Origin of the sequence: uncultured Sulfitobacter sp. (assembly GCF_947499945.1) — a bacterium.
In the GTDB taxonomy this organism is placed as follows: Bacteria; Pseudomonadota; Alphaproteobacteria; order Rhodobacterales; family Rhodobacteraceae; genus Sulfitobacter.
The window spans coordinates 35,241-50,655 of sequence record NZ_CANMQD010000002.1 but is presented as its reverse complement, the minus strand read 5'-3'; the positions used below and the strand labels follow the sequence as shown (position 1 = coordinate 50,655).

14 protein-coding genes, 1 tRNA gene and 1 pseudogene are annotated in these 15,415 nt (G+C 51.9%); 13 read left to right on the top strand and 3 right to left on the bottom strand.

Annotated features, from left to right (window positions below; genetic code table 11):
• Window positions 1-58: 58 nt before the first annotated feature.
• From Q0775_RS10470 to Q0775_RS10430, 9 genes and pseudogenes are all read left to right on the top strand, one after another.
• Window positions 59-592 carry an SH3 domain-containing protein gene (locus Q0775_RS10470; protein ID WP_298860134.1) on the top strand — a complete coding sequence of 178 codons (534 nt, stop codon included), beginning with the start codon at window positions 59-61 and terminating at the stop codon, window positions 590-592.
• 63 nt (window positions 593-655) lie between these two features.
• Window positions 656-1,642 (top strand): NADPH:quinone reductase, encoded by a 987-nt coding sequence (locus Q0775_RS10465; RefSeq protein WP_298860133.1) that lies wholly within the window; start codon window positions 656-658, stop codon window positions 1,640-1,642.
• A gap of 84 nt (window positions 1,643-1,726) precedes the next feature.
• On the top strand, window positions 1,727-3,052 hold the full coding sequence (locus tag Q0775_RS10460) for a mechanosensitive ion channel family protein (RefSeq protein WP_298860131.1): 1,326 nt from the start codon (window positions 1,727-1,729) through the stop codon (window positions 3,050-3,052).
• 73 nt (window positions 3,053-3,125) lie between these two features.
• Window positions 3,126-3,200: transfer RNA gene (locus Q0775_RS10455), tRNA-Gln, on the top strand.
• A 313-nt stretch (window positions 3,201-3,513) separates the two neighbouring features.
• Entirely contained in the window at window positions 3,514-3,639 is a 126-nt protein-coding gene (locus Q0775_RS10450) for a hypothetical protein (protein ID WP_298860129.1), read from the top strand.
• Between the two features lie 48 nt (window positions 3,640-3,687).
• A complete protein-coding gene (locus tag Q0775_RS10445) occupies window positions 3,688-4,347 on the top strand; it encodes a hypothetical protein (protein ID WP_298860127.1) in 660 nt (219 codons plus the stop codon).
• A gap of 535 nt (window positions 4,348-4,882) precedes the next feature.
• Window positions 4,883-5,129, top strand: a pseudogene (locus tag Q0775_RS10440) (IS5/IS1182 family transposase); the annotation flags it as partial.
• 236 nt (window positions 5,130-5,365) lie between these two features.
• Window positions 5,366-5,773 (top strand): hypothetical protein, encoded by a 408-nt coding sequence (locus Q0775_RS10435; RefSeq protein WP_298860125.1) that lies wholly within the window; start codon window positions 5,366-5,368, stop codon window positions 5,771-5,773.
• Between the two features lie 107 nt (window positions 5,774-5,880).
• Complete coding sequence (locus Q0775_RS10430) at window positions 5,881-6,138, top strand: hypothetical protein (protein ID WP_298860123.1); 258 nt, start codon at window positions 5,881-5,883, stop codon at window positions 6,136-6,138.
• Window positions 6,139-6,250: 112 nt separating this feature from the next.
• On the opposite strand, the gene Q0775_RS10425 is transcribed toward Q0775_RS10430, so the two are convergent.
• Complete coding sequence (locus Q0775_RS10425) at window positions 6,251-7,573, bottom strand: hypothetical protein (protein WP_298860121.1); 1,323 nt, start codon at window positions 7,571-7,573, stop codon at window positions 6,251-6,253.
• A 354-nt stretch (window positions 7,574-7,927) separates the two neighbouring features.
• Here Q0775_RS10425 and Q0775_RS10420 point away from each other — a divergent pair, with 354 nt between their 5' ends.
• From Q0775_RS10420 to Q0775_RS10405, 4 genes are all read left to right on the top strand, one after another.
• Window positions 7,928-8,947, top strand: coding sequence for a hypothetical protein (locus tag Q0775_RS10420; RefSeq protein ID WP_298860119.1), 1,020 nt, complete (start codon window positions 7,928-7,930; stop codon window positions 8,945-8,947).
• Window positions 8,948-9,399: 452 nt separating this feature from the next.
• Window positions 9,400-10,143 carry a hypothetical protein gene (locus Q0775_RS10415; RefSeq protein WP_298860118.1) on the top strand — a complete coding sequence of 248 codons (744 nt, stop codon included), beginning with the start codon at window positions 9,400-9,402 and terminating at the stop codon, window positions 10,141-10,143.
• Window positions 10,140-10,823: a Hint domain-containing protein gene (locus Q0775_RS10410; protein ID WP_298860117.1), complete on the top strand. Its 684-nt coding sequence runs from the start codon at window positions 10,140-10,142 to the stop codon at window positions 10,821-10,823. Before Q0775_RS10415 ends, Q0775_RS10410 begins: the two co-directional genes overlap by 4 nt.
• Before the next feature lie 732 nt (window positions 10,824-11,555).
• Complete coding sequence (locus Q0775_RS10405) at window positions 11,556-11,816, top strand: hypothetical protein (RefSeq protein WP_298860115.1); 261 nt, start codon at window positions 11,556-11,558, stop codon at window positions 11,814-11,816.
• A 1,409-nt stretch (window positions 11,817-13,225) separates the two neighbouring features.
• Here Q0775_RS10405 and Q0775_RS10400 read toward each other — a convergent pair.
• On the bottom strand, window positions 13,226-13,417 hold the full coding sequence (locus Q0775_RS10400) for a hypothetical protein (protein WP_298860113.1): 192 nt from the start codon (window positions 13,415-13,417) through the stop codon (window positions 13,226-13,228).
• Window positions 13,418-14,482: 1,065 nt separating this feature from the next.
• Complete coding sequence (locus tag Q0775_RS10395) at window positions 14,483-15,217, bottom strand: IclR family transcriptional regulator C-terminal domain-containing protein (protein ID WP_298861753.1); 735 nt, start codon at window positions 15,215-15,217, stop codon at window positions 14,483-14,485.
• Window positions 15,218-15,415 lie beyond the last annotated feature (198 nt).

Here is a 15,415-nt window from a genome sequence, read left to right as displayed (position 1 = left end):
ACCTCGCGCATGCGATGAGCAGAACTAAAACAATAAAATCCAGTGCAGGCAGCACATCATGAACAAATCGAAATTGCGTCGTCTTGGCGCGGGCCTCCTTGGCGCATGCGCCCTGATCCTGACCACCAGCTTTGCAACTCCTGTCCTCGCGGCAGGGGTTGAAGAGATTGGAAAAGTCACAAAGCGTCCGATCCCGCGCTATGTCTCGATGAAGGCGTCCGAGGGCAATGTGCGCCGTGGCCCCTCCCTGACCCACCGAATCGATTGGGTATTCAAGCGCCGCGACATGCCACTGCGCATCACTGCAGAACACGGCCACTGGCGCCGCGTCGAGGACCGTGATGGCATGGGCGGCTGGGTACACTACTCCCTTTTGTCTGGCACTCGCACCGTGCTGGTTGAAAAAGACATGCTCACTCTGCACGCACGCCCTGACGCCACTGCCCCTGTAATGGCGGCCCTCGAGATGGGCGTTGTCGCCCGTGTTTCCGAATGCGGCGGCGAGTGGTGTCTACTTAGATCAGGCGGGTTCAAGGGCTGGGCGCCCAAGGCCCGTCTTTGGGGTGTCCGCCCACAAGAGGTGTTTGACTGATTGCACCCCTGCCGTCCTTGGATCATGCTGACACCAACCAGTTGATCCAAAGGACGCTCGCACATGCAATCCGTTTTCTATGACCGTTTCGGCACAGCAGCCGATGTTCTTAAATCGCAAACATTTGACACGCCTGCACCCGCAGCGGGAGAAATCACTGTGCGTCTCGCCTTTTCAGGTGTGAACCCCTCTGATATCAAATCCCGCGCAGGGGCACCCGGTGTGGCAAAGCCTGCCTTTGCACAAGTGATCCCCCACAGCGATGGCGCCGGTGTGATTGAGGCCGTGGGCGAAGGCGTCGACGGTGCACGCGTCGGTACACGCGTCTGGATCTGGAATGGCCAATGGCAACGCGCATTTGGCACGGCCTCCACCCATATCACACTCCCGTCCGAACAGGCCGTAGCCTTGCCCGATGAAATATCGTTCGAGACAGGCGCGGTCCTTGGCATTCCTGGGCTGACAGCCGCAGAAGCAGTGTTTGGCGGCGGCGACGTGAAAGGTAAGACCCTACTTGTATCGGGCGGTGGCGGTACTGTGGGATATCTCGCCGCGCAATTGGCAGTCTGGGCAGGGGCCACAGTCATCACCACCTGTAGCCCCCGTGATAGGGAACGCCTTGAGACAATTGGCGCACATACCGTGCTCGACTACCGCTCGGACACGCTTGGCACTGATATCCTTGCCGCAAACGGTGGCGCACTAGTCGACCGTATTCTCGAAGTCGAATTTGGTGCAAATGTGGACATGAACGCCGAAGTTATCGGGGTCAACGGCACGATCGCCGCCTATGGCTCGCAGATCGAAATGACGCCCACGCTGCCGTTCCGCCCCCTCCTGTTCAAGGCGGTGACCCTCGATGTTATCCTTATCTATCTTCTGCCTCTTCCCGCGCGCCTTGAAAGGATAAAAAAGCTGCATCAAGCACTCAAGGAAGGGGCGCTGACCTGCCCCGTCGCACAGGTTTATCCGCTTAGCGAATGTGCTGCGGCACATGAGGCCGTGCTGGCCGGTGGTCGTGCTGGTGCCATCTTGCTGGATTGTGCCTAATTGCAAAGCGAACTCAATTTGCAAAAAGAAGGGGGCAGACCTAACCTACCCTTTTTACTTTAACCCTTTTGACAGAGATATCTTATGCGCCTGATTGCCCTAATCGCCTGCTTGTTGATACCTTTCGCCTTACAGGCACAAACCACGGCTGATCAGCCCTCTGGCACCATTACCATCGATGACAGCGCAACTCAGGATGCAGCCATCGCTGTGCGTATCCGCGATATTCTGCGAGAACTGGATGGCTATACTGACGTAACTGTCTCCGTCAGCTCGGGTATTGTGACTCTGCGCGGCAATACACTCGACACTGTGACAGCAAACCGCCTGAACGATCTGGTGGCGCGGGTCGAAGGGGTGGTGGCGATCGAAAACGAAGTGACTGAGACGACAGATGTCGTGCAGCGCCTCAACCCCGCAGTTGAGCGTTTTGTCGCGCGAGGCCAGCAACTCGTAGCCTTCTTGCCGTTGGCCTTGGTGGCAGTATCGCTCTTTGCGCTGATTGTCGTGATCGGCTTTGCCATTGCGCGACGGCGACAACCGTGGGAGCGGCTCGCCCCGAACGCATTTATCGCTGATATCTACCGCCAGATATTGCGGCTTTTGTTTGTGGTGGGCGGTTTGGTCGTGGCCTTGGATATCGTAAATGCAACGGCCTTGTTATCGGGTATTCTGGGCGCAGCGGGGATCGTCGGCCTTGCCATCGGTTTTGCTGTGCGTGACACGGTCGAGAACTTTATCGCATCCATTATGTTATCGATTCGCCAGCCGTTTCGCCCCAATGACACCGTCGAAATAGAAGGTGATACTGGTAAAGTCATTCGCCTCACCTCTCGCGCGACCATCCTGCTCAGCTTTGACGGCAACCATATCCGCATCCCCAATTCGACCGTATTCAAAAGCCGCATCGTGAACTTTTCCCGCAATGCCGAACGCCGCTTTACCTTTGAGCTGAGCGTCGCGTCCGATATTGATCTTGACCATGCGCGCACCTTGACGCTGAGCGTATTGGAAGGGCTGCCCTTTGTATTGGCCACGCCCCAAGCCTCGGTATGGATAGAATCAGTGGGAGACAGCGCGATTAATCTCGGCATGGCAGCTTGGATTAATCAGAATGATACAAACGTTGTATTAGCGCGATCCGAAGCAATACGACTGGTCCAAGCGGCCTATGACAACGCGGGCATTGGCGCGCCCTATCCGACCTACCGACTTATGCACGAAGGAGCGCTTGCAGGGACGGGATCAGCGGAGACGGGGAGCAAACCTCCCTACCAAGGCTTCAGCGATACCCCTGCTCCAGTGCAGGATGTGGACGCAGTTGAGGACAAGCAGCTTGAACAAATTGTCGAGCTGGAACGCGCCGAGGTGCATGACGATTTGCTCCACAGGAACGCCGAACAAGAATAAAGACGGATTGATCCATTTATGCAGATAAAGGACTTGCGCCCTGAGCCAACCCGTCCTATTTAACAGCCCACGTTGGGGTGTAGCCAAGTGGTAAGGCAACGCTTTTTGGTAGCGTGCACCGTAGGTTCGAATCCTACCACCCCAGCCAATTTTCTCTTAACTCATTGTATGAATTGAGACGCGATGCGCGATGTGGGAACAGATTCCCAGCTGCATCTCGTAGGTGCATCTCGCTCGGTTTGCGAAATAAAATTTTGACACCTTCGAAACCGAGGGAATGTTGAGATGACTGGTCCAAATTATGTAACCCGCCGTGGCGCGATCTGTGTTTGGCGGGGACGCCTGCCTGCCTGGGTTTCCAGAACGATGTATCTGAAAATCAGTCTTCGAACGGCAAACTTTTCCACAGCAAGATTCTGGCTAATCTTGTGAATGGCAGTTTTGCGACCTGTATTAGTCGCATGAAGAGCCAGCGGATCACTCAAGCAGAGGTACAGCGTTTCTTGGTTGATTTGGTCGCACAGCATTTGGAGCAGATCGAAGAAGAGCGCTATTATGAGCCTGACGCCCCGTCGCCAGAAGATTAGCGGCAACGATATCTCGAAGAGAGAGATCGGGCCGTCGCCGCGCGTCTCGTGGCTACACGCGGCATTGCCGCTGATCTTTTTCCTGAAGATGTAGCCGACCTGGAGAAAGATGGGTTCTCAAAGAATGACATCGACCATGTCCTTAATGAGATTGCAATTTTGAAGGCAGAGATCGAATCTCCAACATACAGAGAAGAAAGCCGGACAATGGCTGATACCGCCTTAGGGCGTGCGGATTGTGATACTTACGCTTTGCGTAAGGTGGGTACGTTGCGTTTACTGGCAAAAGCAGAAGCCTTTGAAAGGTCTGACCGCTGCAAAGCGCATGCCTTAATCCCAAGTCGGGCGATCGCCGTTGGTGACAGCGACACACCTGAACCATCGCAGCAGCCAAAGAACCAGCGGGATAGTGCGGTGATGGCTTCTATCGTGTCTGACTACCTTGTCAGTCGAAACCGCGTTGTGGATGATCCAGCCGAACAAAAGAACATTGCCAAGGACGTTACGCAGCAGAGAGCAATCTTGGCTCAGTTTACGGAAGCGACGCAGGTAGAACGGGGCAACAAAAAGAAAGAGCGGCAGGAGGCCGGGGCGGATTACCCGGACACGCTTCACCGGACGGTAAAGCAGTTGCACCAGGACCACCCGCAGGAGAAGGCGACGCTGGAGGCAGAAATCGCGGCAATTTCGCAAGAGATCAATGAATAAAAGGCATCTGGAGACGTTGAAGGCTAAGGCCGAGTTGACTGAAAAAGAGATCAAACGAAAAGAGACCTATAACCTACGGCTAGAAAAGAAGCAGGCAGCGGTGGCTGAAGACATGGAGCAACTGGATGCGCGACGGGTCGCGCTGGAAGCGACCGTGGCGCAGGAAACAGACGCCATTAAAAAAGAAAAGATAGCCGTAAGGGCGCCGGAGCAAATGGCTACGGCGCGTGCTGCCAAAGATTCCTATGAAAGTGGTGTGAACGCAATCGAAGCGGTTTTTGACAGCGTCAATCGAGGTGGTTTGCGTATGTTCCAAAAACGACCGTTTTTGACACTTCCGCTTTTAACCAAAAGCGGGAGTGGAAAGCTTTTCCGAAGTGCCTCGTTTTGCAGCTGCCCCAGTGCTATTCCGTATAAAGCTCTGCCTGACCGCATCGGCTACATCAAAACCACCTTGCTCAACCACGAATGCGACAAGTGGCCGGACGCGAAGACGCATGATTTACCCGAAGCAAAACAAATGCTTGCGTATCTCGGCTATGATTCGGATTGGGATCGAGAACCACTTGAAGAAAAAGGGGTCATGCTCTAAGAGCGCGCCGCGTCAGGGGCGAAAAAATCCGATCCCATACGATACTGATCGATACAAGAAGCGCCACAATATTGAGACCAGCTTTACCCGTCTTAAGGATTGGCTGCGGGTCGCGACACGCTACGATAGGTGCCCGTGGGTCTTTCTATCAACCTGCGCTTTGGCAGAAGTGGTCATGTTCTGGTTGTGAATCCTAACCCCAGGCATCTTGTTGCGAACTAACCGTTCGGGAAGATGGGTTGTCGGAACTATCAACGAAGCGATTCTCGATCGCAATTTTTCCTGTTACACGGCTTCAACCATGGAGTATTTAGTATGTGCTGTAAGCTCTCGGTGCTCTGCCTAGTCTTGTGTTTGTAGCTGAAGGATGTTGATTTGCGTTGGATTTTGAATTTAGTGTTTGCTGGGATCTTAGCGGGAGAGTGTATGGCAGAGGAAAAGCTAAACCTTAATATTGTATCCTACCAACCACCCGTCGGCTTGATTGAATATATCAACAAACATGCGCCCAAAGGTGTCGAATACAATCAGAGGGGATATGTTGGGCTGGCGGACGCCGATCTTCTCATCTATTATATGTCTAGTTTTGAAAGGCGCTTCGAAATAACCGAATTCGGGTCAAAAGTACTGGACGCGGGTGATGAAATTTCAAAAGGCACTTTTGTAGTCACCCGTAGTATCAAGCACCGTGATCGGATTGTATATGCTTTGTATGTAGCTACAGAAGGCCTCAACGGGTCCGAAGAATACATAAAATGTAATACAGCAAATGCAGTATCGGCCCTGTCGCTCAATTTTAAGCAGGATTTTCAGTTAGACATTTTAAAGTGTTGAGAACCCGATAATTTATTGACCCAATCTTAAGGGAATTCTATGGCAAATGAACCTGGCGCCTCGAAGAACTGAAGGCAAAGTTTCTGCTCATTGCAGGTGCCCAAGGCATGAACGATTTCCTGTGGTCGAGAGCGATCTCTAAAGAAATGGTCGAGCAACACGTCGAAGAGGAAATCACCAACCTCATGACCGCAAACGTGGCTTCAATCATCGAGGCGCGCGGTTTGCTCGAGCAATCCCAGATCGAATTTCTGGGCTTCGTGCATGAAGACCCTAGTGATGATTTTGTCGCGGCGGTCAGAGATGCCGTACAGGTCAGCTTTGCCTACGATGCGGCGCAAAAGGCGTTCAAAGACGAAGTCTGAATAAATTCCCACCACACGGAAGAACCCGCCGTGTTTGAAATTGGACTATCACCTCAATCATGTTGATAAGAGCAGGGCAAACAATGCCCCGCTCTCATTTTTCAGCTGGTGGTTAGATGAACACCAGCTCGTCATCAGGCATATCATCTTCGAAATCACTGATAGCGTCTTCGTCAACCTCTTGGTTCATCAGACCCATTATGTCTTCCGTAGAGAATGCAGCATCATTTGCTGACCAACTTGGGTTGTCGCTGTTGGTAACACCCAGAACTGCTCCATCATCGTATTCGGAATTCACAATGACCTTCATGTTGTTCAGGTCAATATCATCAAACGTCAATGGCCTCCCATCATCAGAACTGAGAGTAAAGTTGGTCTGGATGATCTCACCTTCTACGCTATCTGGCACGCTGCCGAATTGAAGCCCCACATCATAAGCGTTCCCATCACCAGCCCCGTTAGAAAGCTCGGTCACTCCATTTGCGTCGATCTGTGCATCCGTAAGATCACCTTGCGCAGTGTTATTTTCATCTGGAAAGACGACCAGATCTGACAAAGTGCTATCGTCGGCAACGTTGAAGAGTATCCCGTCAATGTCGGCAGGTTCATCCTCAAAATCGGATTGGCGCACCACGAAGAATAGAGAGCCCGCAGGTGTCATTGTCACATCAACGCTAATTTCACCCGGTTCACCCATGTCGTAGGTATAGGATATTTTTTCTCCCACTGGATCACCTCCACCAGTGGTGCCGCCGGAGCCGGAGCCTTTAGTACCGCCGGAGCCGGAGCCCTTCGTGCCGCCGGAGCCGGAGCCTTTGGTGCCGCCAGAGCCGGAGCCCTTGGTGCCACCGGAGCCGGAACCCTTGGTACCGCCAGAGCCGGAGCCTTTAGTACCGCCAGAGCCGGAGCCTTTAGTACCGCCGGAGCCGGAGCCCTTGGTGCCACCGGAGCCGGAGCCTTTGGTGCCGCCGGAGCCGGAGCCCTTGGTGCCGCCAGAGCCGGAACCCTTGGTACCGCCAGAGCCGGAGCCCTTGGTGCCGCCAGAGCCGGAACCTTTGGTGCCACCGGAGCCGGAACCCTTGGTACCGCCAGAGCCGGAGCCCTTGGTGCCGCCGGAGCCGGAACCCTTGGTGCCGCCGGAGCCGGAACCCTTGGTGCCGCCGGAGCCAGAGCCTTTGGTGCCGCCAGAGCCGGAGCCCTTGGTGCCACCGGAGCCGGAGCCTTTGGTGCCGCCGGAGCCGGAACCCTTGGTACCGCCAGAGCCGGAGCCCTTGGTGCCACCGGAGCCTGAGCCTTTGGTGCTATCTTCATTGACGTTCTTAAAATGTGAAGCAAGATTTTGGTCGTACCAATCGGCGAAGCTGTCGCCTTCGACGCCACCGTTGTGATATGATTTTGTGCTGCTGGCGCTTCCGCCGCCTGATGTATAATCCATGTTCTTCACCCTTCAATTACATTTTTATCTATCGACCAGCAGCGCATGGTAAAACGAGGCGCCGTGTCAAAGTCGGTCTATCAGCCCCTTAAATCTTTGCGGGCTTGTCTTTGTCACTCAACGGTACTTGAGAGATTTATTTAAAAACAATTAAAAAATTCACAAAAACATCCTCTTAACCATCCCTATGAGCTTCAAAAGCTGTCTTTATGTTGGATTGTCGCGTAACAGTGAACAGTGGCGAAGAAGCAATTACCGGTGCAATATCTTGTTTCTGACAAATTTCTGCCCGAGATTCGGTCAATGCGCCGCGTATTCTACTCACTTGATGGAAACAGAAAAGGCGGCAAAGAAATGGGCGAACCCTCCAAAAAACTGAGTACACGGGATCGCATTATCCAGTCGGCTGAGGAGTTCTTTGGACAGAGTGTGAGAAATATCCTCGCGCCTGGTGGATCAGATCGCGCCAGTTTGCTGCTTCAATTGGACGATCGGGAAGTATTTGCCACGCTGCGGCCAAACTTCCGGCGCACCCATCTTGAAGCTTTTGTTCTGACCGAGTTGGGAAAGTATTGCGATGATCAGCCCCAATGCCTCGGGGTGGATGGTGAAATCATGTTTCAGTCAAATGTTGGGGATAGGCGATTGAACATCGAAATTGCAAATGTGAGCCAAAAAACGCGAGCAGTCCTTGCTGAAAACTCTGTCGCGTCAATCTTTCGTATTCAAAATGCTGCGCGTAAGACCGAGATGCACAAAATGTTGCCACATCTGGGCGCGACCGATGAATGGATGGATAACTTTGTCGGGGCGATCAAGTTTCTACAGGAAATGTCTGGTGGCATTTCGAACCAGTTTGATCCAATCGCTGTGTCCGAGCGGCTGTCTGGACACACGGGGCAGTTCGTTAAATGGGATTGCAGATCGGGTAACGCGGCAATTGATCACGCAGACAAACTGAGATGGTTTGATTTTGAATATTGCGGCATGCGTCACGGAGCAGAAGATCTTGCATGGCTTATTGGTGATGAGGCTTGGCCGCTGCGCCCCGACGATATGGTCGATATTGTCATTGATGCCTTTGACCCCGACTGTGGCATCGAAATTGCAGACTATCTTGATTATCTATCCGTGTATCTGACGTTTCACGTTGTTCAGCGGATAAAACTTATCACAAAAGAATCCCAGAAACGCGGGTGGCTCAGCAAAACGCGCATTCGGAAGTATGACGACGCGGGTGTTCATCCCGACTTTGCCGCTCAGGCTTGTCGTGTTGGCGCTTATTTTTCAGCGCAATCCCCCTTAACCGCGTCATTGTCAAAAAACTTCATAGAGGCAGAAAAGGGCTTTGTTGGAGTAGCCGCTTCTTTGTGAGCGTTCTTCGCTGAACCATTTTTCAAAGAATATGTGTCTCGATAACTGAGCACCTGAACAAACGTGCGAACCTTCAAATAGCCATCGTCTGATGCTTTTTGAACGTGCCGAAACCGACACAAGTATTGATCAGCCTGGTCTCTTACGTCTTTCATGCCGTGCCCAAAACGCCTTCAGCCTTCTTAGACGGGTCTCTTTGCGCGAACGCAAATTACATTGAGCTGTAATGAGGGTATTGGCCTCGAAGAAGACCTAAGCTGCAGCTGAAAGTGCCACGTGCTGCCAAAAGTCTGGTTTGAGCCCAGAGTGGCCGGTGCTGCACCATAGCGAAAGTCCGCTTCAAATAATTTCGGACACGAGCCTTCGAAGCGAAAGTGCGCATTAAGTTAACTGGCGGGAAAGCTGTCGAACTTATGCTGACCTCTAGGGTAACAAAAACTCAGAGCGATCCCATGGCCACCTATACAATTGTAAGTTCAACGACAGACCCACTTGGTCCCGGCGAAATCGCCGCCGGGGGCACCATTACTGTGTCGCCCGGTGATGTCTTTGTCATCGACCCGTCAGCCAACTCCAATATCACTTTCGTCGCCTCCAGCGGTGGGCCGCATGATTTCGACGTGGTGTTCAATGATAGCAACGCCAACACGTTCAAAGTCATCACATCGGCCAATCTAAGACCATCTGTCACAATCGCGGACAATTCCAACCTAAGCAATGTCGACATAGAGGCGCAGTCCTCCGAAGGGCTCACTCTTGATGTTGGCCACAACGCAAGTCTTGGAAAGCTGGATGGATCTGGCGCGGCGGATACCATAACCATCGGCGATGGTTTCACAGCAACGGGGGATTGGAACACGCTCAATGGCGCTGACGTACTCACTGTTGGTGACAACGCAACTTTCCTGAAGCTCAAAACCGGTAATCAAAACGATACGGTCACTTTTGGTAACGGCGCCAATTTTGGTGAGATCGATACAGAAGGTGGCAATGATACGATCACATTGGGTGACGATGCCACCGGAGGAAATATTCAAGCCGGAAACGGTGACGATACGGTTCGCACTGGAAATCGTGAGAACGTCTCTACCGTTGATGGCGCGAGTGGCAACGATAACTACACAACCCAAACAAGTGGCACCAATCCCTCGAATATGGAATCCACCTCGGTCGTTTGCTACGCCCCGGCACCATGATCGACACACCGGATGGCCCACGTGCAGTAGAAATTTTGCGTGCTGGTGATCTGGTGCTGACGGTAGATCACGGGCCGCAAAATGTTCGCTGGGTGCGAAGTAGTGAGCACGCACTTGAAGATGCCGAGATTGATGACAAGCCAGTGCTCATTCAGGCTGCCGCTTTGGGCGTTGGTCGGCCTGCACAAGACCTCATCGTGTCGCCGCAGCACCGCATACTGGTGGGCGGCGGTGGGCAGTTAATCGAGTATTTCAAGACCGAGGCCTTTGTTCCCGCCAAAGCACTGACCGGATTGCCCGGAATCCGGCACATGAAAGGCAAAGCAAAAATCACGTGGATTCATTTCGCCTGCCAGCGGCACGAAGTGGTGACGGCCAACGGCTGTCTGTCTGAATCTCTACTGCTTGGACCAGCCGTTCTAAATGGGCTGAACCGTGAAGAATGGCGCACGGTGGTCACTGCATTCGAAGCTATTTTACATCCAAGCCAAAACATGTGTAGAGATCCGGCCCGCACCATTTTGAAGGTCGGAGAAGTGCGCCGCCTGCTCGCAACTCAAGCATTGGCGAACTCCAAAGGGGAAAAAGAAATTCGCAAATGGAACTTTGATGCCGCTATGGAGAAGTTCGAGGCTGACCATATGCATTTCCTCGAACCGTCAAGAGCTCACAACAGATAAGCGGACGTTGGCCGCGCTGGCGGCAAGGTCGGGTTTACCCGCTTAGCAGCCCTTTTGTGCGGTAAGAATGCTGCAAAAATTACGAATGGCTACTTTGGTGACACCTCGCTCAAGCGTTTAAACCCAACGCGAAGGTCGGCAACGTGCCGTATGCGGCAGCCTTCGCGAAGGGCGGATTGGACCATAGATTCTGGCGATGGACCTGAAGCCTGTCACTAGTTTTTCAGCTTCCGTCCCATCGGCTACAATACCACTCGATCTATGCTGTGAAACATTGACCGCTACACGTCTATGTGCAGTACAGTTGCATCACACAGTGAAGTGTAGCGAAATTTTTCATCTAGAAAAACAATGAGTTACAAACTTTTCTTGGAATCTACCACCCCAGCCAGTTTTCTCTCAAGTTATTGATAGTTATCAGCCCTCCGGTTGGGGATGCGGTGGTTTCACCCCACTGCATCACATCCGTGCGCACAGGAACACCAGCCAACGGTTTAGATGAGGCATATTCGGCGCTCGGCTGTATCGGGAGATTCGAATGCACCATCTCAACCACGTCCACCGTCGGGGGCAGTTGACGTTTGGCGGCGACGCATGCCAGTAGCATGCTCAGACTGCTGTGATTTTATCCAAGTAAGCCTCCGCACCCGCGAGTTTTCCACAGCTAAGAATCTTGCGGCCCTATTAAATAGCGCTTTTTGCATCTCTATACTGAGGGTGAAGACGCAAAAGATGACCCAAGTTGAGGCTCAGCAATTCCTCACGGCGGTCGCTTCAGAAGACTTGAAGCGCATTCAAGCCAAAATATACGCGGAGCTTTTGCGTGACGATTTTGGCGGAACCGCTATAAAACGTATTAAAAATCATATCAAAGATCTGGTGCCACTGTGTGGCGCGGACCTCGAGCGCAAGACAATAGAGCTTGCTGATATTCATCTTCACTGGAGTGACTTCTCATCAAACGACCGTCGGTTTTCTCAAAAATTTGGCTGACTGGAAAAGCAAATGCCATAGCGCAAAGCGATCAGCGTACCCAGACTACACCTTTCATCAACCTAGACCCGATCACCTGACAGCCCTACCGAGACTTACGGCAATGTTTTTATAAGCCATGGAAAACAGCTATGGATCAGCAGTTGCAGTCAGGGTCGACACGCAAGGCTTTTTATTCATTCAGGCACCGTGTTGTGACGCCTCTCCGACATCTGCGCGATATCGATAGAGCATGGGTCAAAGACCTTGTCGGCCATAACCATGGCGATGAAACAGATGGTAGATATCGCGATCCGACGCCACTTGAGCAACTCAAAGAGGTCGTAGAGACCCTCCGAGACATCTTCTAAATGCGGATCAAGATAGTAGCAATTAGAATGGATTGAATGACAGTTCTTCTTCATCCAAATTCTGCGATGGGCCGTGCCACTCGAACAGCGCCTGAAACAGGCCTACAGGGCATACCGTCGCTCATACCGTTCCTCACCCAGAGGTATCATCGAAAGCAAATTTCTGCGATGTCTTCAGGCCAGCCTCTCTGGCCAGCCATTTCAGTCTGAAAAACCAAATCGCTCGTCCTGCGTTGCAACCTCCGTAAGAATTTTCAAATAAGCCATCTGCCCGCTCAGGTTCGCCAGCCGTCGGTCATGCCGATCCGCATTCTCGATAGGCCTCTGGAGTAGATTGAACAGACGGTCCGCGAAATTGAGCTCCTTCTCCTGTGCCTCCTGGTGGAGCACGGTGAGTATTGGCATAAGCTTCTGGACATCGTTCCGCGTCAGATCTAGCTTTTCGTGCGGGATTTTGAGGATAATTCAGTTCGGTCATCAATACCTTTTTCCCTAGATGAAAAATCGGGAAAACCCTATTCCCGATGTGCTGCCTAATGTGCCGCAAGATGGAGCCTCGCTGCGAATGCAAGACTGAGCAGGATGTTCCTTCAGGAGAATGAGCGGCCGGCATCCCGCGGGTTGATTTTACGTCCTGTCACTGAATTCTCGGGGACCAGATATCCAGTTTTTTTTCCGTCGGACCCTCAACCTGCTAAGGCGACTGAATCTCCCGCAGCCCCTTGTTGAGCATATCGAGCGTTTCCGGCCGGAACCTGCTCATGACTGCATTCACGTCTGACGCAAACTCAAACGCAACGGCGTTCTTCTGCTGTATTGTTTGGGTATCGGCATAACAAGACACATTTCCGGATCACGAAATCTGTCTAGTTTAAGTAAACTAAGCCGATGACATATATCCCGCGCAAGCCATTGTGTGAACCCAACAGAGGTCGCAACTTTGAGAGAACGACTTGTGAAAGTCTGCTGTGCCGAAATGATATGAACGTGGTCGCAGTTGGTCTGTTCACCACCCCAGACGACCCACGGCACCATGTTTGGTGGAATCCCGCTTTGCTCTCAAACATGCCGTGCTATTTCGTGCCACCCATCTTCACTCAGCTTTTTTCCAGCCGGTAGCGACAGCGTAAAATGAACCAGACCATCTCCTCTTGGCTTTTCGAAACGCACAAAGAATTTGACCAACGCTTCAATCATCGCTTCCGAAACACTGCCGCTCATCACATGACCAACTTTGGAAGGGTAGTGCATCACCGGTCCAGCCACAGAGGGAAAGGTTGTATGTCTCCACGTCATGTCGAGCCTTGAATTGAGGCAGTCATTACTTCCCGGACATGGCGGGACATAGCCTTGATCTGACGGGGCTTCAGCAAGTGTGGCCGACCGGTGTCTGCACTAGCGAGTTGATGACGCTAATACGAAATATGCGAAAGCTATACGATGACACCATCGTCTACGCGTTTTCCGTAGGCCGCAGAGGCAGGACTGAGAAATTTTGCTCGCGTTTCAAAGCCGTAGCTTTTTGCCTTTGCATCAATTGCATCTAGATCTTCCAAGGTTGCGCGGTAGATATACGATGTCTTTTCTTGCTCATGATCTCACCTTAAACTTTGAAATCAGAATACCGGTCAAAACATCCAAAAAACCGTTTTTTCAAAAATTTCAGAACCACCTATCAACTGAAAACGCGCATTTTTCGATGAAATAAAGGACTTTCAAGCCAACGGGGACCCACCAAGGAAAATGAAGTCAGACAAAAAATCTTCAACCGGAGCCCATCCACACCATAATTTATTTGAAAGATAGAAAATGACGTCACGCTTTAGGTGCTCAAGATCAGCAAATCCTGATGCAAACCGAAATTTACACTGCTATCGGCCTACGCTTCCTCGAATATGGGCGGAGAAGGTGATCGCGTAACAATCAATTCTGGGGGGAATGCGATTTAAGAAACTGATCCTGGCATTGCGACATATCCCTCTCGGGTTATCGTTCCAGAAAACAGACAGCGCGCGATGACAGGCTTTCCACGCCCCCTACGACGCAGCACAGTCATGCCCCAAACACACCGCATGTCTTTGCGGGATGGGGAGATTTGGGAGCAGCAATATGATCTGAAAGCAGACCCCCAAGAGGTGCGAATACGCGCGGCGCTTGAACATAAAAGGACCAACACCAACGAGGTTGGCACTCAGTGATGGGTCAACTGCAGTCGCTGTTTTGGACTTAGTGCTACATCTCTGCAAAAATTAGTTTTCAATTTCATGCCAAATACGCCATGGAGCAAAACGTTGCGGACGTATCACCTGCCACGTTTCAGTTCCCTTCATGCCAAGCCGTACAAAGTTCAGCAGCACATATCTGCAAGATGCTCAGACAACGCTTTAGTATCTCTGGGTCTTGCATAGTCGCTGTTGGACCTGAAACGCCGATGACAGTTTTTGCAGTGCCAATACGGCCTATAGGAACGGACATTCCAGAGACACCCGCCTCGAATTCTGAATGCACGATGACGTGCCCCTGCGTGCTGGCCTTCCCGATTTCCTCATGAATCGCCAAAACGTCCAAATTCGTCTGGGGAGTATACCCGATAAGGTCGCTTGTTTTGACGAAGGCTTGAACGGCTGTTTCGCTTTCTAACGCCAGCAGCATACGACCAACAGCAGTATGCGGGAGTGGCAGGCGGCTACCGACAGTAAACCCAAAAGAGATAGCCGATCCTGTGATGTTCGAGCGCGCAAGATAGACCGCGGCACCGTCACAAAGAGTCGCCATTGAAATCTCTCTTCCCATTTCTTCAGAGTATTTATTAAGTATAGGTTGTACTGTTGCACCGATCCGGTGACCGCGCAAATACCCCCCCGCGAGCACTAGAACCTTCGGTGTTAGCGAAAAAGATTTGCCTTTTTTGACAAGTAGACCCTCATCAAAAAGAGTGATCACAAGACGTCGAACCGTTGCCCGATCATATCCTGTCTCGCTCCCGATCTCGGGGAGGGTCATATGGGCAGCCCCACCCTCAAAGGCCGCTAGCACCTTTAATCCCTTCACAAGGGTCGTGGAAATATCACGCTCTGTATACCAGATATCCGTTTCATTTACGGTCAAAACAATCTCCTCAGGACTGTGGCTAGGAATACTTGACAATAGCACCCTGCATCATGTGTTATATATGTCAACAAATGTGCGTTATTTGAACATCTATAAGATGACTTACGGCACTTCAAGACACTCGAGGGAGATGAGACA

Coding starts and splice junctions, on each gene's coding strand:
- Q0775_RS10470 (WP_298860134.1), top strand. CDS start 59: ATGAACAAATCGAAATTGCGTCGTCTTGGCGCGGGCCTCCTTGGCGCA.
- Q0775_RS10465 (WP_298860133.1), top strand. CDS start 656: ATGCAATCCGTTTTCTATGACCGTTTCGGCACAGCAGCCGATGTTCTT.
- Q0775_RS10460 (WP_298860131.1), top strand. CDS start 1,727: ATGCGCCTGATTGCCCTAATCGCCTGCTTGTTGATACCTTTCGCCTTA.
- Q0775_RS10450 (WP_298860129.1), top strand. CDS start 3,514: ATGAAGAGCCAGCGGATCACTCAAGCAGAGGTACAGCGTTTCTTGGTT.
- Q0775_RS10435 (WP_298860125.1), top strand. CDS start 5,366: ATGGCAGAGGAAAAGCTAAACCTTAATATTGTATCCTACCAACCACCC.
- Q0775_RS10430 (WP_298860123.1), top strand. CDS start 5,881: ATGAACGATTTCCTGTGGTCGAGAGCGATCTCTAAAGAAATGGTCGAG.
- Q0775_RS10425 (WP_298860121.1), bottom strand. CDS start 7,573: ATGGATTATACATCAGGCGGCGGAAGCGCCAGCAGCACAAAATCATAT.
- Q0775_RS10420 (WP_298860119.1), top strand. CDS start 7,928: ATGGGCGAACCCTCCAAAAAACTGAGTACACGGGATCGCATTATCCAG.
- Q0775_RS10415 (WP_298860118.1), top strand. CDS start 9,400: ATGGCCACCTATACAATTGTAAGTTCAACGACAGACCCACTTGGTCCC.
- Q0775_RS10410 (WP_298860117.1), top strand. CDS start 10,140: ATGATCGACACACCGGATGGCCCACGTGCAGTAGAAATTTTGCGTGCT.
- Q0775_RS10405 (WP_298860115.1), top strand. CDS start 11,556: ATGACCCAAGTTGAGGCTCAGCAATTCCTCACGGCGGTCGCTTCAGAA.
- Q0775_RS10400 (WP_298860113.1), bottom strand. CDS start 13,417: ATGCACTACCCTTCCAAAGTTGGTCATGTGATGAGCGGCAGTGTTTCG.